At 66.0% G+C, this 18974-nt stretch carries 20 protein-coding genes; 12 read left to right on the top strand and 8 right to left on the bottom strand.

Annotation, left to right across the window (positions count from 1 at the left end):
- Positions 1-8 precede the first annotated feature (8 nt).
- Both QNI11_RS21875 and QNI11_RS21870 read right to left on the bottom strand, forming a co-directional pair.
- Entirely contained in the window at positions 9-1457 is a 1449-nt protein-coding gene (locus QNI11_RS21875) for a COG4223 family protein (RefSeq protein ID WP_283981760.1), read from the bottom strand.
- 14 nt (positions 1458-1471) lie between these two features.
- Complete coding sequence (locus QNI11_RS21870; protein WP_283981759.1) at positions 1472-2158, bottom strand: uroporphyrinogen-III synthase; 687 nt, start codon at positions 2156-2158, stop codon at positions 1472-1474.
- 133 nt (positions 2159-2291) lie between these two features.
- On the opposite strand from QNI11_RS21870, the gene tsaD reads away from it, so the two are divergent.
- From tsaD to QNI11_RS21850, 4 genes are read left to right on the top strand one after another with little or no spacing between them, the layout of a single operon-like run.
- A complete protein-coding gene (tsaD, locus tag QNI11_RS21865) occupies positions 2292-3371 on the top strand; it encodes a tRNA (adenosine(37)-N6)-threonylcarbamoyltransferase complex transferase subunit TsaD (protein ID WP_283981758.1) in 1080 nt (359 codons plus the stop codon).
- Positions 3368-4330 carry an NAD(P)H-dependent glycerol-3-phosphate dehydrogenase gene (locus QNI11_RS21860; RefSeq protein ID WP_283981757.1) on the top strand — a complete coding sequence of 321 codons (963 nt, stop codon included), beginning with the start codon at positions 3368-3370 and terminating at the stop codon, positions 4328-4330. Before tsaD ends, QNI11_RS21860 begins: the two co-directional genes overlap by 4 nt.
- A 2-nt stretch (positions 4331-4332) precedes the next feature.
- The gene (locus QNI11_RS21855) at positions 4333-4605 is read left to right on the top strand and encodes a YciI family protein (protein ID WP_283981756.1); all 273 of its coding nucleotides are present in this window, start codon (positions 4333-4335) and stop codon (positions 4603-4605) included.
- A complete protein-coding gene (locus tag QNI11_RS21850; protein WP_283981755.1) occupies positions 4602-5021 on the top strand; it encodes an EVE domain-containing protein in 420 nt (139 codons plus the stop codon). The genes QNI11_RS21855 and QNI11_RS21850 overlap by 4 nt, the downstream gene beginning before the upstream one ends.
- Before the next feature lie 15 nt (positions 5022-5036).
- Here QNI11_RS21850 and QNI11_RS21845 read toward each other — a convergent pair whose 3' ends face one another.
- Positions 5037-5462, bottom strand: a complete 426-nt coding sequence (locus QNI11_RS21845) for a hypothetical protein (protein ID WP_283981754.1) — start codon at positions 5460-5462, stop codon at positions 5037-5039.
- A gap of 306 nt (positions 5463-5768) precedes the next feature.
- Here QNI11_RS21845 and QNI11_RS21840 point away from each other — a divergent pair, with 306 nt between their 5' ends.
- On the top strand, positions 5769-6167 hold the full coding sequence (locus QNI11_RS21840; RefSeq protein ID WP_283983548.1) for a DUF1761 domain-containing protein: 399 nt from the start codon (positions 5769-5771) through the stop codon (positions 6165-6167).
- A 255-nt stretch (positions 6168-6422) separates the two neighbouring features.
- Here the strand turns inward: QNI11_RS21840 and QNI11_RS21835 are convergent, their stop codons facing one another.
- Positions 6423-6764, bottom strand: a complete 342-nt coding sequence (locus QNI11_RS21835) for a DUF2853 family protein (RefSeq protein WP_283981753.1) — start codon at positions 6762-6764, stop codon at positions 6423-6425.
- Between the two features lie 239 nt (positions 6765-7003).
- Here QNI11_RS21835 and QNI11_RS21830 point away from each other — a divergent pair, with 239 nt between their 5' ends.
- Together QNI11_RS21830 and QNI11_RS21825 are read left to right on the top strand one after the other, a co-directional pair.
- Complete coding sequence (locus tag QNI11_RS21830; RefSeq protein WP_100930923.1) at positions 7004-7576, top strand: HD domain-containing protein; 573 nt, start codon at positions 7004-7006, stop codon at positions 7574-7576.
- Positions 7577-7644: 68 nt separating this feature from the next.
- A complete protein-coding gene (locus QNI11_RS21825) occupies positions 7645-9867 on the top strand; it encodes an ATP-binding protein (RefSeq protein WP_283981752.1) in 2223 nt (740 codons plus the stop codon).
- Positions 9868-9869: 2 nt separating this feature from the next.
- Here the strand turns inward: QNI11_RS21825 and QNI11_RS21820 are convergent, their stop codons facing one another.
- Together QNI11_RS21820 and ahcY are read right to left on the bottom strand one after the other, a co-directional pair.
- Positions 9870-10844 carry a ketopantoate reductase family protein gene (locus QNI11_RS21820; protein ID WP_283981751.1) on the bottom strand — a complete coding sequence of 325 codons (975 nt, stop codon included), beginning with the start codon at positions 10842-10844 and terminating at the stop codon, positions 9870-9872.
- 166 nt (positions 10845-11010) lie between these two features.
- On the bottom strand, positions 11011-12399 hold the full coding sequence (ahcY, locus tag QNI11_RS21815; RefSeq protein ID WP_283981750.1) for an adenosylhomocysteinase: 1389 nt from the start codon (positions 12397-12399) through the stop codon (positions 11011-11013).
- Positions 12400-12623: 224 nt separating this feature from the next.
- Between ahcY and QNI11_RS21810 the strand changes: the two genes are divergently transcribed.
- The 3 genes from QNI11_RS21810 (at position 12624) to QNI11_RS21800 (ending at position 14529) form a co-directional block, all read left to right on the top strand.
- Positions 12624-13217, top strand: a complete 594-nt coding sequence (locus QNI11_RS21810) for an HD family hydrolase (RefSeq protein WP_100928760.1) — start codon at positions 12624-12626, stop codon at positions 13215-13217.
- Positions 13217-13687 (top strand): GNAT family N-acetyltransferase, encoded by a 471-nt coding sequence (locus QNI11_RS21805; protein ID WP_283981748.1) that lies wholly within the window; start codon positions 13217-13219, stop codon positions 13685-13687. The genes QNI11_RS21810 and QNI11_RS21805 overlap by 1 nt, the downstream gene beginning before the upstream one ends.
- Before the next feature lie 128 nt (positions 13688-13815).
- Positions 13816-14529, top strand: a complete 714-nt coding sequence (locus QNI11_RS21800) for a hypothetical protein (protein WP_283981747.1) — start codon at positions 13816-13818, stop codon at positions 14527-14529.
- Positions 14530-14572: 43 nt separating this feature from the next.
- Here the strand turns inward: QNI11_RS21800 and QNI11_RS21795 are convergent, their stop codons facing one another.
- Together QNI11_RS21795 and QNI11_RS21790 are read right to left on the bottom strand one after the other, a co-directional pair.
- Positions 14573-15127: an ActR/PrrA/RegA family redox response regulator transcription factor gene (locus QNI11_RS21795; protein WP_005864075.1), complete on the bottom strand. Its 555-nt coding sequence runs from the start codon at positions 15125-15127 to the stop codon at positions 14573-14575.
- Positions 15128-15208: 81 nt separating this feature from the next.
- Positions 15209-15841 (bottom strand): SCO family protein, encoded by a 633-nt coding sequence (locus tag QNI11_RS21790; RefSeq protein WP_283981745.1) that lies wholly within the window; start codon positions 15839-15841, stop codon positions 15209-15211.
- 86 nt (positions 15842-15927) lie between these two features.
- Between QNI11_RS21790 and regB the strand changes: the two genes are divergently transcribed.
- Positions 15928-17325, top strand: a complete 1398-nt coding sequence (gene regB, locus QNI11_RS21785; RefSeq protein ID WP_100928756.1) for a sensor histidine kinase RegB — start codon at positions 15928-15930, stop codon at positions 17323-17325.
- 108 nt (positions 17326-17433) lie between these two features.
- The gene (locus QNI11_RS21780) at positions 17434-18936 is read left to right on the top strand and encodes a PAS-domain containing protein (RefSeq protein ID WP_283981744.1); all 1503 of its coding nucleotides are present in this window, start codon (positions 17434-17436) and stop codon (positions 18934-18936) included.
- Positions 18937-18974: the final 38 nt, after the last annotated feature.

Genomic DNA, 18974 nt, shown 5'->3' with positions numbered 1-18974 from the left:
CCGGACCCTTATTGCTGGTTCAGTTCCTGGGCGAGCGAGTCCGCCCCGGCGAGCGCGTCTGCACGCAACTGGGCCAGCGCGATCCAGTCGGACATCGCGGCCTTCGCCTCCTCCGGCAGCGCCTCCAGTTCCGCGAGCGCGGTCTGCAGGTCACCCCCCTTGATGGCCGCTTCCGCGCGCGACAGGATCGCGTCGGCGGAGTTGCCTTCCTTCGGTACGACAGAGCGTGCGCCCATCTGGCTGGTCAGGAAGCTGGCGAACCCGCCGCCGCCTTCCTCCCCGTCCGCGGCCGGAGCCCTGCGGGCCGCGGCCAGCGCATCGCGCGCCGCGTCCGGGAAGCTTTCGGCCAACGTCGGGATCGAGGGAACCCCGTCGCCTGCCGTTGCCTCCAGCGCGCCAGGGACCGAGACGCCGTTCGTCGTCAGGATGTTGACCGGCTCGGAGAACGGGCGTCCGTCCTGCACGCGCGCCGTCAGATCGGCCAGCGCGGCGCGGTTCTCGGCCAGGCGGGCCTGATCCTCGGCGCTGGTCTCCAGTGCCTGCGCTTCCGACAGGACGCGCTCCATCTCGGCGGTCTGCGCCTCGATCTGCTGGCTCAGGGCGGCCTTCTCGGCCTCAAGCGCCTCTTTCTGTGCGGTCACCTCGTCGCGCAGGGCGTCGAGTTCACGTTCATAGGCGGCAATGGCTTCGGGAGAGACAGACTCTTCGATCGGACGCTTTTCCAGAGCGGTCAGGCGTCCGTCGATGGCCGTCATCTCGTCGCCCATCCCGGTGATCCGGCTGTCGATGTCGTTCAGCGCCGACTGCACCGCCGTCAGACCGCCTTCGAGGGCGGACAGGTCGATGCCTTCGACCTGCGCCCGGATGGCATCCAGATCGCTGCGAGAGCTGTCGGCACCGGCAGACAGACGTTCCAGTTCGGCGCCCTGGTCGGACAGTGCCGCACGGGTTTCGGCGAAGAAGGGATCGGGCTCCTCGGGGCCGCCCGCCGTCAGTCCGTAATAGGCGGCGCCGTAGCCGAGGCCGGCGGCTATCACGCCCCCCAGCAGCATCGGAACGAAACCGCCGGACTTCTTCTCCGCCTGCGGGGCCACCGGAACCATCCCGGTCGCGGGCTTGCTGTCGCTGGCAGCGGGCTCGTCGCCCGTGGATGTGGCTTCGTCGGCAACGACAGCGGGCTGCTCAGATTTAACTTCATCGTCAGGCGTCACACCCTGTTCGGGCGCCGCCGCTTCATCCACCGTGCCGTCAATCGAGGCCTCGTTCCCGGTTTCGTCTACCGTACCCTCGGTGCCGGCATCTTCGTCAGGTCTTGCGGCATCGGTGTCAGAGGACGTCTCGACAGTCTCTTCCGTCTCCTGTGGTGTCAGGTCCGTCTTGCGGCCTTCCTCCGGTCCGGTTTCGGTTGCGGCGTCGGTCTCTTCCTTCGCCGATTTGTCCTCAGTCGTGTCTGCCACGTCCTGTCACCCTTTCAACCTTCGTCCGGAGAGGCCCCGGATCCTTTTATCTGCGCCTGCGCCCTGTCGAGCGTCTCGAGCACCGCAGTCACCATCGCGCCCGAGTCGGGGCGGTCCGCGACCTTCAGAAACACTATATGAAGCGGAGGCAGGGCCAAGGCCACCGCTTCGCTCATTGCCGCGACAAGAAGCGGCGCTTTTGCCCTTTCCTGCGCCAGTAATGAAGCCGTCCGGGGAGAAAACACCGGAGCGACGACCGGAGCGTCCCCGACCAACGCGGCCCGCGCGGTTTCGTTCAATGCCAACTCGGGCTGATCGTAGACGGCAACGGCGCGGGTATAAAGCCCGTCAAAAGTCAGACGCCTGGCGATATCGCCGCGCGTGTGGGTCCCGTGCAGATGAAGAAGCGGCCCTTCGATCCCCGCCCCCAGCAATTCCTTCACGAGGCTCGCAGCGGTCGGCTGCACGACGGCCGGGCGCAGACCCGCTGCCTGCGCCGCCTGCGCCGTGGCCTGTCCGACGGTGTAACAGGGCACCTGAAGCTTCAGCCCGCGCGCCTTCCATGCCGCCACGCCATGCACCGAACTGAAGATCAGGCCCTTCACGCCATCCAGCGGCAGCGCGGTCTCCGTCTGCACGATCTCGAACAGCGGCGACACGACCGGCCTGAAGCGCCCACCCGCCCGGTCCAGTTCTGCCACGAATCGTTCGGAGGCGGCGCGGGGCCGTGTCATCAGCAGAACGGGAAGCGTTTCATGCATGTGGCCTCTGGCGTTGTCGGGCGCGTTCTCCGGTGGTACTCGCTGTGCTCACGCATGTCCACGGGAGCGCCGGATGAACGACCCCCTGATCCTCGGGCTGGAAAGCAGTTGCGACGACACCGCCGCAGCTCTGCTGCGCGGCCGGGAGATCCTCGCCTCCGTGGTGGAGGGCCAGAGCGCGCTGCATGCGGACTTCGGCGGGGTGGTCCCGGAAATCGCGGCGCGCGCCCATGCCGAAAGGCTCGACCTCTGCGTCGAGCGGGCGCTGGAGCAGGCGGGTGTTACGCTGTCGGAGGTGGACGCGATTGCCGTCACCGCCGGGCCCGGGCTGATCGGCGGCGTGCTGTCCGGCGTGATGCTGGCCAAGGGGCTGGCGACCGGACTGGGCAAACCCATGGTCGGCGTGAACCACCTTGCCGGGCACGCGCTGACGCCACGGCTGACAGACGGGCTGCGCTATCCCTACCTGATGCTGCTGGTCTCGGGCGGTCACTGCCAGTTCCTCATCGTGCGGGGCGCGCAGGACTTCACCCGTCTGGGCGGCACCATCGACGATGCCCCCGGCGAGGCCTTCGACAAGACCGCGCGCCTTCTGGGCCTGCCTCAACCCGGCGGGCCATCGGTAGAGGCAGAGGCACGGCTGGGGGACGAGCGCCGCTATCGCTTCCCGCGCCCGCTTCTGGACCGTCCCGGATGCGACCTGTCGTTCTCCGGCCTGAAGACCGCGCTGATGCGCCAGCGCGACAAGATCGTGGCCGAGAAGAACGGCCTGACACGGCAGGACCGGGCCGACCTCTGCGCCGGGTTCCAGGCGGCGGTGCGTGACACGCTGGCCGAGAAGACCCGCCGCGCCGTCGCCATGTACCTCGACGAACGGCCCGGCGCTCCGGCCCTTGCCGTTGCGGGCGGCGTCGCGGCCAACATGGCGATCCGCGGTGCGCTCAAAAGCGTCTGCACCGAGACCGGCCTGAGGTTCACTGCACCGCCGTTGGCACTTTGTACGGACAACGCGGCGATGATCGCTTATGCCGGTTCCGAACTGCTGGCCGCGGGCGCCGAGGACGACATGACGCTTGCCGCCCGTCCGCGCTGGCCGCTGGATACGCAGGCGGCACCACTCATCGGCCACGGCCGGAAAGGAGCCAAGGCATGAGCATCTCCATCCTGGGCGCCGGTGCCTTCGGCACGGCACTGGCCACCACGCTTGCCCGGGAGGGCCGACCCGTCACGCTCTGGGCCCGCGATCCCTATGCCGTGTCGCGCATCCGCGACCACCGGGAGAGCCCGCGCCTGCCGGGTGTGCAGCTTCCCGAGATCGTCAGCGCGACCACCGACCTCAACGCCGCGGCAAGCGCGGAAACCGTCCTGGTGAGCGTGCCGACGCAGACCCTGCGCAGCGTTCTGGAGCGCATCGACAGCCCGCTGGACGATCGCGCCCTTGTGCTGTGCTGCAAGGGCATCGACCTCGAAACAGGGCTGGGTGTGTCGGATGCCGCGCGGAAGGTGAAACCCGGCCTGGTCCCTGCCGTCCTCACCGGCCCGAGCTTTGCCGCCGACATCGCCAAGGGGCTGCCGACCGCGCTGACACTGGCCTGTTCCGACGAGACCATCGGTCAAACGCTCCAGCACCAGCTCTCTACCTCGTCCCTGCGGCTTTACCGCACCACCGACGTGACCGGGGCCGAGTTGGGCGGGGCGCTGAAGAACGTGATCGCCATTGCCTGCGGCGCCTGCATCGGTGCGGGGCTGGGCGACAGCGCCCGCGCCGCGCTGATGACGCGCGGCTTCGCCGAGATGATGCGCCTTGCCGAACAGCTCGGTGCCAGGCCCGAGACGCTGTCCGGGCTCTCCGGTCTTGGCGACCTGACGCTGACCTGCACGTCCGACCTGTCGCGGAACTACCGCTACGGCCTGTCGCTTGGCCGGGGCGAGGCCTTCGATCCCGAGATCACGGTCGAAGGGGCCGCCACCGCCCGGGCCGCCGCGCGGCTGGCCGACGACAAGGGTCTTTGTGCCCCCATCGCCACCGTGACCGCGCGCCTGACCACCGGTGCCCTGACGGTGCGCGAGGCGATGGACGACCTGCTTTCACGACCACTCAAGGAAGAATGACGATGCTCATTGCACTCATGGCCCGGGACAAGCCCGGCCACCTCCAGACCCGCAAGGACAACCGTGATGCCCACCTCGCCTATATCGAGGCGACGGGTGTCGTGACGCAGGCCGGTCCTCTGCTGGACGAGGCCGGCGAGATGGCCGGTTCGCTGGTGATCCTCGACGTCGAGGACATGGCCAGCGCCCGCGCCTGGGCCGACTCCGATCCCTACGCAAAGGCCGGGCTGTTCGAGAACGTCACCCTGACCGCCTGGAAAAAGGTGATCGGATGAAGTTCTGGCTGTTCAAGTCAGAGCCCTCCACCTGGTCGTGGGACGACCAGGTGGCCAAGGGCGACGCGGGCGAGGAATGGGACGGCGTGCGCAACTACCAGGCCCGCAACTTCATGCGGGAGATGACGCCGGGCGATCTCGGGTTCTTCTACCACTCCCAGAAAGACCGGGAGATCGTCGGCATCGTCGAGGTCAGCGCGCCCGCACATCCCGACAGCACCACCGATGACGACCGATGGGAGTGCGTGGACATCAAGGCGGTGGAGCCCCTGCCGAGGCCGGTCACGCTCGACGAGATCAAGGCGGAGCCGCGGCTGGCAGACATGGTTCTGGTCCGGAACTCGCGGCTGTCCGTGCAGCCGGTGACCGCCGCGGAGTGGGACGTGATCTGCGCCATGGGCGGCAAGACCGGCTGACAGCTGCGGCCCGTTTCAGACGGTGTCGGGTTTGGAGGCGCCCCCGCCCTGGGCAAGAGCGGCCCGCCATCCCGGGCTCAGCCGCCGGAGCATCGCGTTCAGCCCGGTTTCCGGCTCCGGCGCTGCGGGCAGTTCACTCAGGTCGAGAAAGGCAAGCGCCACCGACCTGACCCGCGTGACGCAGAATTCGTACGGCGCACAGAGCTCGACCAGCTGCTGGCACATCCGCCCGACGCCGAAGGCCAGCGCGCCCGGCGCAAAGACCGCGACCCTGACGGGCGCCCGGCGCACCCCTTCGTTGATGTCCTGAAGGCGCTGCGACACCTCCAGCCAGTCGACGAAGGTGATATCGGCGCGCGTCATGCCGGAGAGATCGAAGAACACGGCGTTGCGTCGAAGATCCTGCTGGCCAAGGAACGCCGCTTCGATGCAATCGAACACATCGGCTCGGGTCAGCGCCCCTTCGCACCGGATGACCGCCAACCCCTGAATTGGGAATTTTTCCAACGAAAGCATACCAACCTCACTTTCAACCGGGCGCCAGCAAGAGCTGACGCCAACAAGAGACACACACACCGATCCGCCCACTATCTATCTCTGGTTGCAGTAGTAAAGACTTCTTTGCGTTGTGGGGCGTGACCGACTGTCCGGAAGCGCGCGCAGATCAGCGTTGACAGCGCCTGGCAGGTCGCAATTCTGGATGTAGCCAAAACGGTTCTGCACTCTACTTGAGGGAATGATCGGATGATGGACCTTTTCAGCGTCATCTGCGCCACGGTCGCGGCGTTCATCGCCGGGGCGGTCTGGTACAACGTCCTGTCGAAGCCGTGGCTCAGGGCCACCGGCCTCCCGACGGACGAGAGCGGCAGACCAAAGGGCGGCGGATCGCCCGCGGTCATATACGGGCTGGGTTTCGTTATGCAACTGGTTGTGGCGGGCATGATGCGCCACGTCTTCGTGCTGAGCGGGATAGAGACACTCGGCGCCGGTCTTGTCGGCGGACTGGGGATCGGCCTGTTCTTCATCACGCCATGGATCGCCCTGAACAACATGTACGCGATGCGGGACCGAAAGCTGACCCTGATCGACGGCGGCTACGCGACGCTGGCCTGCACGATCATGGGGATCGTGCTGAGCCTTTTCTGACCGGCAAAGCCTAGTTGAAAAGAAACGGGGGGCCGGACGAGCCGGACCCCCCTCTCACCCACGTGCTCCCTACGCACCACACGTGAAACCGGATTGGGGTCCAGCCATTCTGGCCAGATGTCACGGAAACCCTAGCGTCGGGCGACCGCTGCCGCAATCGAGATGTCCCGGCAATTTTTGGCAAACCCAAGCCGATCGGACATGACGGACGCCGCCGGTTTCACGCGGCGGCGTCAGAGGCAAAGGCGTTCCGGCTCAGCCGTAGACGGCTTCCTTGCCGAAATGCTTGGTGAGCATGTAGTAGACCACGGCCCGGTACTTGTTGCGCTCGGACTTGCCGTAGGTCTCGATCACCTGATTGATGGCTTCCATCAGGTCGGGGCTGTCGCTCAGGCCAAGCTTCTTGACGAGGAAGTTGTCCTTCACCGTCTCGAGCTCGCCCGGCTGGCTGGAGGCCACGGTGGAGGAATCGGCGTTGTAGATCGACGGCCCGCAGCCGATGGTCACCTTGGTCAGGAGGTCCATGTCCGGCTCCATCCCGCATTTTGTGCGCAGATCCTCGGCGTATTTCTGAATCAGTTCGTCACGTTTTCCCATGACAGCAGGCTCCCTCGTTCCCGGCGCATTGTGCGCACTTTGCTTGAATTCTCGGCCCTCGCGACCGTGCCGGGCATGGTTAACCGTTCCGGTCGGGCAGGCAAGGAAAATGACCCGAGGAGGATCCGAGTGCCTTGGCCCAAAATCCGCTGGCCCGCCGCCCGAAACGCTGCCAGCATCGGCCCTGTCACAGAAGGAAGCCGCAGATGACCGATACCCGTACCGTCACCTTCACGCAGATGAAGGACGGAACGCGCGAGGACTATCTCTTGCTGGAGGAGAAGGAGAAGCCCTTCCTCGCGCTGACCGCCGACCGCGTGCTTGGAGAGCTGCGCCGCGCCGGAGAGGTCACGCTGGAGGGCTACCGGATCACACGTCTGGAACACGGCCTGCAATCCGCGACGCGGGCGGAACGGGACGGCGCCGACCTCGACTGGATCGTGGGCGCCCTGCTGCACGACATCGGCGACGGCCTTGCCCCGCAGAACCACGACCGCATGTCAGCCGAGGTCATCCGCCCCTTCGTGCGCTGGGACGTGGCCTGGGTGGTGGAGCATCACGGCATCTTCCAGATGCTGTACTACGCGCACCACTACGGCTGGGACCGCAACGCCCGCGACCGGTTCCGGGATCATCCCTGTTTCGACAATTGCGCCGAGTTCTGCGAGCGCTGGGACCAGTCGTCCTTCGACCCGGACTACGACACTCTGCCGCTGGACCACTTCGAGCCCATGGTCGAGGAAGTCTTTTCGCGGAAAGCCTACGACCCGGCCGTGCTGCGCGAGGGGTTCGTCTCCCGGCTGGTGGGCTGAAGCGGTTCAGCAGGTCTTAATCGGCCTGCGGTATCGAGGGCGCAACCGCCCACGGCCCGCAGGACCGCATGCACCGCATCGTCTACATCGTTTCTGCCTGTGTCTTCGCGCTGGCGATCAGCCTCTGGCTGGGCAACCGGCTGGCGCTCGACGCCGCCCGGCAGGACCTCGTCTCACGCGCGGAGGAACGGGCCTCCATCTGGCTGCACCATGCAGAGGGAGAGTACACGGGCCTGCGTGCCCTGCTGGACGGGAGTCCGCCCGCCCCCATGGCCCGCGACCGCCTCTGGCAGATGGCTCGCGACGAAGGGGTGCTGGAGTTCCGGATATTCGACAGCCGGGGCCAGCCGGTGTTTTCCCTGAACGGACCTACCCGCCTGCCCCACAAGACCGATGCAGGGTCGAATGCCGGGAAGGTGCTGCGGACCGGAAAGGCCGTGACGGAAATCGTCGCCTCCGACAGCGCCGCCAGACGCTACGCCGAGATCTATAGCCCGGTCCGCTTCAATGGCGAAATCCGCGGCGTCTACGAGGTCTACATCGACATCACGCGCGCGTCCGACGCCATCGCGAAACTCTACAGCCACCTCGTGCTGAGCGTCGCGCTTCTGATCTCGACCACCATGCTGATCCCGGTCGCCACCGGGCTTTTTTACTGGGTGCAGCTGAAGAAGACAGCTGCCGGTCTCGACCACGCCCGCAAGCGCGCGGAGGAGGCGGAGCGCATCAAGTCCGCCTTCCTTGCAAACATGAGCCACGAGATACGGACCCCGATGAACGGCATCATCGCCATGTCCGAACTGCTGGAACAGGGCACGCTGAACCCCGAGCAGCGCTCCATGACTTCGACTATCTCCTCGTCTGCCGTGGCGCTTCTGGCGATCATCAACGACATCCTCGACTTCTCGAAGATCGAGGCCGGCAAGATGCTGGTGCATTCCGAACCCTTCGACCCGATCAAGCTGGTGGAGGAGGTGGCCACGCTGTTCTCTCCGGCTGCGGCGGCCAAGGGGGTCGAGATCTGCGTGGAGTCGGTTCTGGAAATGCCGCTGATGGTCATGGGCGACAGCACACGCCTGCGGCAATGCCTCCTGAACGTCATCGGCAACGCGGTCAAGTTCACCGCCATGGGCCACGTGCACATCTGGCTGAACAGGTCGGAGGACGGCCAGATCGTCGTGAAGGTGACGGACACCGGTGTCGGCATCGCCGAGGACAAGCTGGACCACATCTTCGAGGAGTTCTCCCAGATCGACAGCACCCACACGCGCCGGTACGACGGGACCGGCCTTGGGCTGGCGATCTCGCTCCGGCTGGTCCGGCTGATGGGAGGAAGCCTGTCCGCCCGGTCGCGCCCCGGTGTGGGCTCCGTCTTCGAATTGCGCCTGCCGCTTCCCGGGGCCGACGCCCCGCCGGGCAAGGTTGCGTTCTGGCGGATGGCCCGGCGCGACCTGTCGGGCAAACGCATCCTCCTGACCGATGCATCGGCAGTCACATGTGCGGCCCTTCGCACGGTTCTGGGCGGCATGGGCCTGCGCCCGGTGGTGGCCCGCAACGGGGAAGAGGCCCTTTCGCTCGCCCGGACCTACGCGCAGCAGGGCACGATCTTCAAACTTGCGCTCCTGTCCGACGAACTGCCCGACATGACGGCCACGGCGCTGGCCGACGCGCTGCGCCGATCGCTCGGATCGGAAAGCCCGGGCTGCCTGCTGATGCTTCGCGCGGACCGGGATGTCCCGATGGAAACGCTGGAGGAGCAGGGGTTCGTCGGCGCCCTGCGCAAACCGCTCTTGCAGGAGACGTTGGCCAGCGAACTGTGCCGCACCCAAAGCCCGCTTCAGACGGGCAAGTCGCCCGTCCCGCCACGGGCCACCGCCCGCGTGCCGGATTTCTCTGCGCGCCGCATTCTCCTGGCCGAGGACAACGCCACCAACCAGCTCGTGATCCGCAAGCTGCTGGCCGGAACCGGCGTGACGCTCCGGATCGCCGCCAATGGGGCAGAGGCCGTGACCAGCTACATCAACGACCCGCCGGACATCGTCCTGATGGACGTCTCCATGCCGGTGATGAACGGCTACGAGGCCACCCGCCGCATGCGCGAAATTGAGGAGGCCTCGGGCGCGTCCGGCGTACCGATCATCGCACTGACCGCCAATGCCATGGCAGAGGATCGGGCCGCCTGCCTCGAAGCGGGCATGTCCGATTTCCTGGCTAAGCCCGTCCGCAGGATCGAACTGCTGGAAATGATCGGCCGCTGGCTGGACACGGTGCCGCAAGAGCGCCGCGCCTGATCTCACACCGTGTTGCCGACCTCGGCCATCAGGTCGGCCAGGGTCAGGTCCCCAGGCCGCAACCCGTCGCGGACCATACGCGCCCCCACCCGCTGCATCGCGGCGTTGGCGGGCGTCCGCACGCCATGTAGCCGGCCAAGGCGGGTGATCTCGCCGTTCAGGTAATCCGTCTCGATCGACCCGGCGCCGCGCAGCAGGCTCTGCGCCGAGGAGCTGCCGGACCGCGCCTCGCCCGGAAGGTCGGAAATCTGCGCCAGCCCCCGCCGTTCCGGCACAAGTTGGGCGCGGTCCTCCCACGCGATCCCGGCAGCGTCGAGGACGGCCAGCGCCTCCTTCCGCATCAGATCGGGAAGCGGGCCCTTTTCCGCCTCCGGCCCCATCGCCGCGTTCAGGATGTTTTCGAGGTTCATCAGCAGCTTGCCGTACTTCGATGCCATCACCTTCGGATGCGTGAACCCGGCCATGCCCGCCGCGTCGAAGGCGTCCACGAACCGCTCGTCATCCGCATCCAGCCCGCCGGGGAAAAGCCCGGTCTCGAACACTCCGAACTTCGGAGCGGCAAAGCAGAGCACGCGCCCGGGATCGATGTAGGTCGCGGGCATCCAGACCATGACGCCATGGACCTTGGGGAAAAGCCGCAGCGCCATGTCCTCGTTGACGACACCGTTCTGCAGGCAGAACAGCGGCTGATCGGCGGCACCCGCTGCGCGCAGATCCTCCAGCGCGCCCGCCATGTGCTGCGCCTTCATGCACATCAGGATCATGTCGCCATTGCGGAAGACGATCTCGGTCGGATGGCCGACCACGGTCAGGGGCACGGCTTCGTCCAGGTCATGGCCTTTCAGCCAGAGGCCGTCCGCCCGGACCGCGTCGAGCATGGCGCCGCGCGCGATGCCGATGACCTCTGTCCCCGACCGCGCCAGCAGCCCGGCGACGCATCCGCCTATGGCGCCCAATCCGTAAACGATGATCCGCATGTGCCGCCCCCTGTCCCGTTCCGCGGCTTCACCCTAAACGCGGTCATGCACCGTTGGAAACCGCTCCCGATCCGCCACGGAACACAAAGGCTGGGCGCGTCGCGACGCGGCCTCCAAATGGTGCAACAGGATGTAGGGCGGAGATTCTCCGCCCCGCTGCCCGCCGTCAGTAGCGGTAGTGTTCCGGCTTGAACGGGCCTTCCGGTTTCACACCGATGTAGGCCGCCTGTTCCGCCGAAAGCTGGGTCAGCTTGACGCCGATCCGGCCGAGGTGCAGGCGCGCCACCTTCTCGTCGAGGTGCTTGGGCAGGATGTAGACGCCCGGCTTGTAGCTGTCGCCGTTCTTCCACAGCTCGATCTGCGCCAGCACCTGGTTGGTGAAGGAGGCCGACATCACGAAGGACGGGTGCCCGGTGGCGTTGCCGAGGTTCAGCAGGCGTCCCTCGGACAGCAGGATCAGACGATTGCCCGAGGGCATCTCGATCATGTCCACCTGTTCCTTGATGTTGGTCCACTTGTGGTTCTTCAGCGCGGCGACCTGGATCTCGTTGTCGAAGTGGCCGATGTTGCCGACGATGGCCATGTCCTTCATCTCGCGCATGTGCTCGATGCGGATCACGTCCTTGTTGCCGGTGGTGGTGATGAAGATGTCGGCGCTGTCGACGACGTCTTCAAGCAGCACGACCTCGAACCCGTCCATGGCAGCCTGAAGCGCGCAGATCGGGTCGGCCTCCGTGACCTTCACGCGGGCGCCCGCGCCGCGCAGCGAGGCGGCAGAGCCCTTGCCCACGTCACCGTAGCCGCAGACAACTGCCACCTTGCCGGCCATCATCGTGTCGGTGGCGCGGCGGATGCCGTCGACCAGCGATTCCTTGCAGCCATACTTGTTGTCGAACTTCGACTTGGTGACGGAGTCGTTCACGTTGATCGCCGGGAACGGCAGACGCCCTTCCTTCTGCAGCTCGTACAGGCGGTGGACGCCGGTGGTGGTTTCCTCGGACACGCCCTGGATCGCGTCGCGCACCTTGGTGAACCACCCCGGGGACGCTTCCATCCGCTTCTTGATCTGCGCCTTGATGACGGCCTCTTCCTCGGACTGCGGGACGGGGATGATGTCCTCACCGGCCTCGGCACGGGCGCCGAGCAGGACGTAGAGCGTCGCGTCGCCGCCGTCGTCGAGGATCATGTTCGCGCCTTCCGGGAAGAGGAAGGACTTGTCGAGGTAATCCCAGTGTTCTTCCAGCGACTGGCCCTTGATGGCGAAGACGGGGATACCCGCCTCCGCGATCGCGGCCGCGGCGTGGTCCTGGGTCGAGAAGATGTTGCAGGATGCCCAGCGGACGTCGGCGCCAAGCGCCACGAGCGTCTCGATCAGGACGGCAGTCTGGATGGTCATGTGCAGCGAACCGACGATGCGCGCACCCGCAAGCGGCTTCGCCTCGCCGTATTCCTCGCGAAGGGCCATCAGGCCCGGCATCTCGGTCTCGGCGATATCCAGTTCCTTGCGACCGAAGGCGGCCAGCGAAATGTCCTTGACGATGTAATCTTGCGACATTGCAGTTCCTCTGCATCCTGTGAGCGACCCGGAACCGGGCCAAATTCCTCCCGGCGCAGGTACCATCCTGACGGATGCCACACAATGCGCTTGTACCGCGCATAGGCTGAACGCGGTTAAGAAGTCCTTTCATCAGGCGCGGTTGCCCGCGAAGTACCCCCGATTTACACCGCCGCCGCGAAACCTTAACCAAAGGGCGCACAGGACAGGACACCGGAGACGTCATGGCCAAACCCCCTCGCGCGTGGCAACGGATGTTGTCCGGACGCAGGCTCGACCTGCTGGACCCGACCCCCATGGACATCGAGGTCGAAGATATCGCGCACGGGCTGGCCTTCGTGGCCCGCTGGAACGGCCAGACCCATGGCGACTATGCCTATTCCGTGGCCGAACATTCGCTGCTGGTGGAGGAACTCTTTGGCCGCCTGTGTCCGAAGGCCAGCGCAACCGAACGGCTGACGGCACTGTTACACGACGCGCCGGAGTACGTGATCGGCGACATGATCAGCCCGGTGAAGGCGGCGGTCGGTCCCGGCTACGAGGAACTGGACAAGCGGTTGTCGGCAGCGATCCACATCCGGTTCGGCCTGCCCGCCGTCACGCCCGCGCGGCTGAAGAAGCAGATCAAGAAGGCCGACCGGATCTCGGCCTGGATGGAGGCGACGCAAATCGCCGGCTTCACCCGTGCCGAGGCAGACCGTTTCTTCGGCGCGCCCGATCTCGACATGATCGCCGACCTGTCGATCCGCCTGCGCCCGCCCGTCGATGCACGGCACGATTTCACCGCGCGCCACGCCAGCCTGATGGACATGCTCTGATGCTGAAGACCCGACCGATGACCGCCGACGACATGTCCGCCTGTATGGAGATCGTGAACTTCACCATCGCGCAGGGGGGCACGACCGCCTACGAGGAACCGTTCACCGAACAGAGCTTTACCGAGGAATTCATCGACGGCCCCGCCATCAGCACCGTGGTCGAGACCTCCAGCCGCATCGTCGGATTCCAGAACGTGTTCAATATTGGCGACGGGCTCTATTCCATCGGCAGTTTTACCGACCGTCGCGCTCCGGTCAAAGGCGCGGGCAGGGCGTTGTTCAATGCCACACTGGCCGCCTGCCGGGCGCGGGGCGGGGTGGCGATCCTCGCGCGGATCACCTCCGACAACGACTCCGGCCTCGGGTATTACGGCCACATGGGGTTTGCGGACGACTATGTGATCCCCGGGGACGTGACCCGGAAGGACGGCAGCGTGGTCGACCGGATCGTGAAGCGATACCCGCTCTGATTGCCGCGCATTCCTAGAACGCCGTTCAATTGGGATCACTTTGTCAAAATCTGGCCCCATTTCCCTGAAATAGCGAACAAAGCGCGGCCCAGGCCCCGCATTGTTTCGATACCTCAAGGAGTGTAACCGTGTTGCCTGCAAAGATCCTCGTCCTGTCCGTCATCGTCATGAGTGTAGCCGCATGCGGTCAGATGCCGTCGGTCAGCCGCAACGCATCGGCGCTCTCCTTCACGGCGACGCAGGACGGGGCGGACGACGCGATGGTCGAACAGGCGCGGGCGCTGGACCAGATGACCAAGGACATCCTGCGCCGCACGACGATGCAGGGCGCGGCCATCGGCGCAGCCGCCGGCTGCGGCCTGGCCGTGGTGTCGGCTTCGGAAGGCGGCAAGTGTCTGGTGGGCGCGCTGGCCGGCGGTGCCGCAGGGGCCGTGGTGGGCAACGCCGTCGGGCAGAGGAAGGTGAGGGAAAGGGTCGAACTCGTGTCCCTGTCGCGCGTGACCCCGGCGATTTCCGGGGCGCAGAAGCAGATGGCCACGCTGACAGAGACGATGCCGGCCCTGCTGGAGACGCAGAACCAGGAAATCGCCGACCTGAAGGCAGCGCACGCGGCGGGAGAGATTTCGGACAAGGCCTACGCCGAGCGAATGGCCGAGATCCAGGCCGCCCGTGCAGAGGTGGCCCAAGCACTGTCGATGTCGGCGGAACAGGCGCGCGCGGCAAAACTGGCGCTGAAGGATGCCGGTGCCAAGGGACAGACCGGGCTCGACTGGCACATCATGTCGATCGAAACGCTGGAGGACGAGGCGGTCTCCGCCCGGTCCCGCATCAGCCTGCTGTGACCTCGGGACGGGCGGCGCACAGCCCCGCCCTACGAGCTGTCGCTCAGCGCGGCGACCGCTTCGCGAGGATCCGCTGCAGGGTGCGCCGGTGCATGTTCAACCGCCGGGCGGTCTCGGACACGTTGCGGTCGCACAGCTCGTAAACCCTCTGGATGTGCTCCCACCGCACGCGGTCGGCGCTCATCGGGTTCTCCGGTGGCGGCGGAAGTTCGTCGCCCTTCGACAGAAGCGCATTGGTGATGTCGGTCGCATCCGCCGGTTTCGACAGGTAATCCGTGGCACCGATCTTGACCGCGGCGACCGCCGTCGCAATGGCGCCATAGCCCGTCAGGACAACGATCCGCGAATCGGGCCGCTTCTCGCGCAGCACCTCCACCACGTCCAGTCCGTTGCCGTCCTCAAGCCGCAGGTCGACGACCGCGTAGGCCGGGGGCCGCGCCGTGGCGATGGCCGATCCCGCCGCGACAGAGCCTGCCATCTCGACCTCGAAACCACGTTTTTCCATGGCCTTGGCCAGGCGCCTCAGGAACGGTTCGTCGTCGTCAACGAGCAGCAGGGACTTGTCGTCGCCCAGGTCGTCTATGTCGCGTTCTGCCAAGGCCTGTCTCCCGCTGCGCTGCCGTGGGGATCACTATTAACCACGCCTACTGGTGGGGTCAAACGCTACCACTTGCCGCTGTCAAGTGGCTTCTATGAAGCAGGCGACACGGTCTGCCATCTGTTCCGGCGTGACCTCGCGGCGGAAGTAGTCGACAAACCCAGCCCCCGGCAGAACGAGGTACGTGAAGGTGGAGTGGTCCACGAGGTAGTAGTCCGGATCGCCGTCCTGCTTCTTGTAGTAAGTGCGATAGGCCTGGCTGGCGGCCTTGATCTGCTCGGCAGAGCCCGTCAGCCCGACCATCTTCGGATGCAGGTTGGAGGCGAACTCGCCGACCGCTTCGGGCGTGTCCCGCTCAGGGTCGATGGTGATGAAGACCGGCGTGACGCTCATCCCGCGGTCCGCCAGCAGGTCGACCGCATCCGCGTTGCGCGCCGTGTCGAAGGGGCAGACATCGGGGCAGAAGGTGTAGCCGAAGTAGACCAGCGCCGGCTCGGTGATGACGTCCGCGTCGGTCACCGTGTTGCCGTCCTTGTCCACCAGTTCGAAAGGTCCGCCGATGTCGCCCGCAACAGCCCCTTCCCGGCAGTCGGCGTACACGTCATCCGAGCTGCCGCCGAACAAGCCGTCAAGCCAGCCGGCGGAGGCCGCGAAGGTGCCACCCAGCAAAACGACGACCGCGCCGATCGCGGCATAGGACAAGGTTCGGGTCATGGGCACTCTCCTCGGCGGAACACATATTGTTTGCGGAATGTCATCCAACACTTGCCTAACCAAGCGCGACAGACGAAACAATCCCAATGAGCACAACTGAACTCGGTCTGATCGGCGAAGAGCAGCGCAGCAACTGGATCCGTCTCCGCACGATGATCCTGTTACGCTGGGTCGCCATCCTTGGCCAGCTTGCAGCGATCACGATCGCGCAACGGCTATACAACCTCCAGCTCGAGCTTGGGCTGGCCTACCTCGCCGTCGGCACATCGGTCGTCGGCAACCTCGTCGCCATCTTCGTCTTCCCCGAAAGCAAGCGCCTGTCGGAGACCGAGAACTTCCTGATGGTGATGTTCGACCTGCTGCAGCTGTGCTTCCTGCTGTACCTGACCGGGGGGCTGCACAACCCGTTCTCGCTCTTGGTGCTGGGGCCGGTGACGATTTCGGCCACGGTGCTGAGCCTCAGGTCGACAATTACGCTGATGCTGACGGCGATGGTGCTGGTGACGGGAATGGTGTTCTGGCACCTGCCGCTACGGACCGAAGAGGGTTTCATCCTCCGCATACCGGACGTGTTCGTCTACGGTCAGTGGGTGGCTATCATGATCGCGCTTGTGTTCCTGTCCGCCTACACGCGCCGCATCACGCGCGAGATGAACTCCATGTCCGACGCGCTGACAGCCACGCAGATGGCGCTGGCCCGCGCGCAGAAGCTGAACGACCTCGGCGGTGTGGTGGCGGCGGCGGCGCATGAGCTGGGCACGCCGCTGGCGACGATCAAGCTGACGTCGTCGGAACTGGCGGAGGAGCTGGACGATTTCCCGGACCTAAAGGAAGACGCGCTGCTGATCCGCAGCCAGGCGGACCGCTGCCGGGACATCCTGCGCAGCATGGGCCGCGCCGGGAAGGACGACCTGCACATGCGGCAGGCGCCGATTGTCGAGGTCATCCGCGAAGCCGCCGAGCCGCATCAGGACCGCGGCAAGGAGATCCTGATCGAGGACGGCCCCGGCCCGGGCGGAGAGTACAATCCGCCTCAGATCCTGCGCCGCCCCGAGATCATCCATGGCCTGCGCAACCTCGTGCAGAACGCCGTCGATTTCGCCCGGACGACCGTCTGGGTGGAGGCGATGTGGACCGACGACCTGATCTCCATCCGCATTCTCGACGACGGCCGGGGCTTCCCGCCGCAGGTGATCGGGCGCATCGGCGACCCCTTCATGCGCCGCCGCCGGTCCGACGCGGACCGACGGGCACGGCCGGAATACGAGGGCATGGGCCTGGGACTGTTCATCGCCAAGACCCTTCTGGAACGGTCGGGGGCGGAGCTCAGCTTTGCCAATGCGTCCGATCCCTACGCGCCGATGACCGAGACCGGACAGCCGACCGGGGCCATCGTGGAGGTCATCTGGCCGCGCGCCAAGATCGTCCCGGACCCGGCCAGCCGAGGCACGCCGCTGGGGGAGAACCAGCTCATCAGCGGCTAGGGTCCTCACTGCAATCGTTTAACCGGTCGTTAACTAAGCTGAAGCTAGGTTTATCCCGGGTGTGTCATGTCTGGTTCGCAAGGCGGGGGAAGCGGTTTGGAGGACTACATGGTTCTTGCCATCGGCGCAGGAGGCGGGGCCGCTGCATTTGCAGCGCTGTTCGTTTATCTCGTCTCGAAACGCCGTGAAGATGCGCGTCTGAGGTTCGGGCGGCCGCAGATCGACACCGTCATCCTGTTCCGGAACGGTGTTGTCATCGACCACACGCCGGATGCGCTCCACCTTTTCGACCGCTCCAACCTGCACGGCGTCACATGGCAGGACCTGCGCGCACACCTGCTGCCGGGGTTCCCGCAACTGCCCGCCGATCCGCCCGACGTCGAACGGACGTGGAGCTCCGAGTTGCTGGCCGATGCACGGCTGGATGCAGTGCCTTCGGGGCGGAACCTGCGCGTCAGCCTGTCCACGCCACACAGCGGACCCGCTCTCCTGTTCCGGGCGGCAGTGCTGGACGCGGATCACCAGATGATGCGCCAGATCTGCGACAATGCCCCCTACCCGATCTGGCAGACGGAGGACGGCGCGCTCACCTGGGCCAACGAGGCGTTCGAGACCCTGAAGGCGGACACCGGCGCGGTTGACGAGGACGAATGCCCCTTCGACCTGCCGCTGCCGATCAAGCGCACGGTGCAGACGGATCGCGTCAGCCTGCGGACCCGCACCGGCGAGGCGCTCTGGTACGAGGTCATCTCGCGGCCCGTCGGCACGTCCTGGCTGCACTACGCGTCGTCGATCAACAACCTCGTCGAGGCCGAGATGGCGCAGCGCAACTTCGTGCAGACCCTGACCAAGACATTCGCGCACCTGCCCATCGGCCTTGCCGTCTTCGACCGCGATAGACGGCTGGTGCTGTTCAACCCCGCGCTGGTCGACCTGACCCACCTGCCGGTCGACTTCCTGTCGGCGAAGCCGAACCTCCTGTCGTTCTTCGACCACATGCGCGAAAACCGCATGATGCCGGAGCCGAAGAACTACAACACGTGGCGGGAGAAGATCTATGACGTGGTCTCGGCCGCGCGCGAGGACCGGTATGCGGAAACGTGGAACCTGCCGTCCGGCCTGACCTACAAGATCACCGGGCGCCCACATCCCGATGGCGCCGTCGCCTTCCTGATCGAGGACATCAGCGCCGAGATCTCTCTCACGCGCCGCTTCCGGTCGGAGCTTGAGATGACGCAATCCGTTCTGGACCGGTTCGACGATGCGGTGGCGGTGTTCTCGCGGCTGGGGGTGCTGACCTTCACCAACGCCGCCTATCGGGACCGCTGGAACTGCGACCCCGACAGCGCCTTCGCCGAGATCACCATCGTCGATGCCACCAAGGACTGGAGCGCGGGATGCCTGCCCAGCCCGATCTGGTCGGAGATCCGCGATTTCGTCCTGACCCTGCGCGAACGGGCCTGCTGGGACGCCGAACTTGTCACCACCGATGGCGAGCACCTGCATTGCGCGGTCGAACCGGTTTCTTCGGGGGCGACGATGGTGCGGTTCTCTCATGTCGCGGGGGCACCGGCGTCCCTGAAGATCAGCGAGGCGGCCATGCGCGACTGATCGCGCTTGCAGCGACAGGCGCGAAGGCTATCCTCGCG

Source organism: Sagittula sp. MA-2 (assembly GCF_030126985.1).
Taxonomy (GTDB): domain Bacteria; phylum Pseudomonadota; class Alphaproteobacteria; order Rhodobacterales; family Rhodobacteraceae; genus Sagittula.
This window is presented reverse-complemented; position numbering and strand designations above follow the sequence as displayed.

What these genes read in the sequence shown, in the direction of transcription:
- QNI11_RS21860 (WP_283981757.1), top strand. Translation starts at nt 3,368, where the DNA reads ATGAGCATCTCCATCCTGGGCGCCGGTGCCTTCGGCACGGCACTGGCC.
- QNI11_RS21825 (WP_283981752.1), top strand. Translation starts at nt 7,645, where the DNA reads ATGCACCGCATCGTCTACATCGTTTCTGCCTGTGTCTTCGCGCTGGCG.
- QNI11_RS21790 (WP_283981745.1), bottom strand. Translation starts at nt 15,841, where the DNA reads ATGACCCGAACCTTGTCCTATGCCGCGATCGGCGCGGTCGTCGTTTTG.
- QNI11_RS21855 (WP_283981756.1), top strand. Translation starts at nt 4,333, where the DNA reads ATGCTCATTGCACTCATGGCCCGGGACAAGCCCGGCCACCTCCAGACC.
- QNI11_RS21780 (WP_283981744.1), top strand. Translation starts at nt 17,434, where the DNA reads ATGGTTCTTGCCATCGGCGCAGGAGGCGGGGCCGCTGCATTTGCAGCG.
- QNI11_RS21810 (WP_100928760.1), top strand. Translation starts at nt 12,624, where the DNA reads ATGGCCAAACCCCCTCGCGCGTGGCAACGGATGTTGTCCGGACGCAGG.
- QNI11_RS21805 (WP_283981748.1), top strand. Translation starts at nt 13,217, where the DNA reads ATGCTGAAGACCCGACCGATGACCGCCGACGACATGTCCGCCTGTATG.
- ahcY (WP_283981750.1), bottom strand. Translation starts at nt 12,399, where the DNA reads ATGTCGCAAGATTACATCGTCAAGGACATTTCGCTGGCCGCCTTCGGT.
- QNI11_RS21850 (WP_283981755.1), top strand. Translation starts at nt 4,602, where the DNA reads ATGAAGTTCTGGCTGTTCAAGTCAGAGCCCTCCACCTGGTCGTGGGAC.
- QNI11_RS21840 (WP_283983548.1), top strand. Translation starts at nt 5,769, where the DNA reads ATGGACCTTTTCAGCGTCATCTGCGCCACGGTCGCGGCGTTCATCGCC.
- QNI11_RS21835 (WP_283981753.1), bottom strand. Translation starts at nt 6,764, where the DNA reads ATGGGAAAACGTGACGAACTGATTCAGAAATACGCCGAGGATCTGCGC.
- regB (WP_100928756.1), top strand. Translation starts at nt 15,928, where the DNA reads ATGAGCACAACTGAACTCGGTCTGATCGGCGAAGAGCAGCGCAGCAAC.
- tsaD (WP_283981758.1), top strand. Translation starts at nt 2,292, where the DNA reads ATGAACGACCCCCTGATCCTCGGGCTGGAAAGCAGTTGCGACGACACC.
- QNI11_RS21820 (WP_283981751.1), bottom strand. Translation starts at nt 10,844, where the DNA reads ATGCGGATCATCGTTTACGGATTGGGCGCCATAGGCGGATGCGTCGCC.
- QNI11_RS21830 (WP_100930923.1), top strand. Translation starts at nt 7,004, where the DNA reads ATGAAGGACGGAACGCGCGAGGACTATCTCTTGCTGGAGGAGAAGGAG.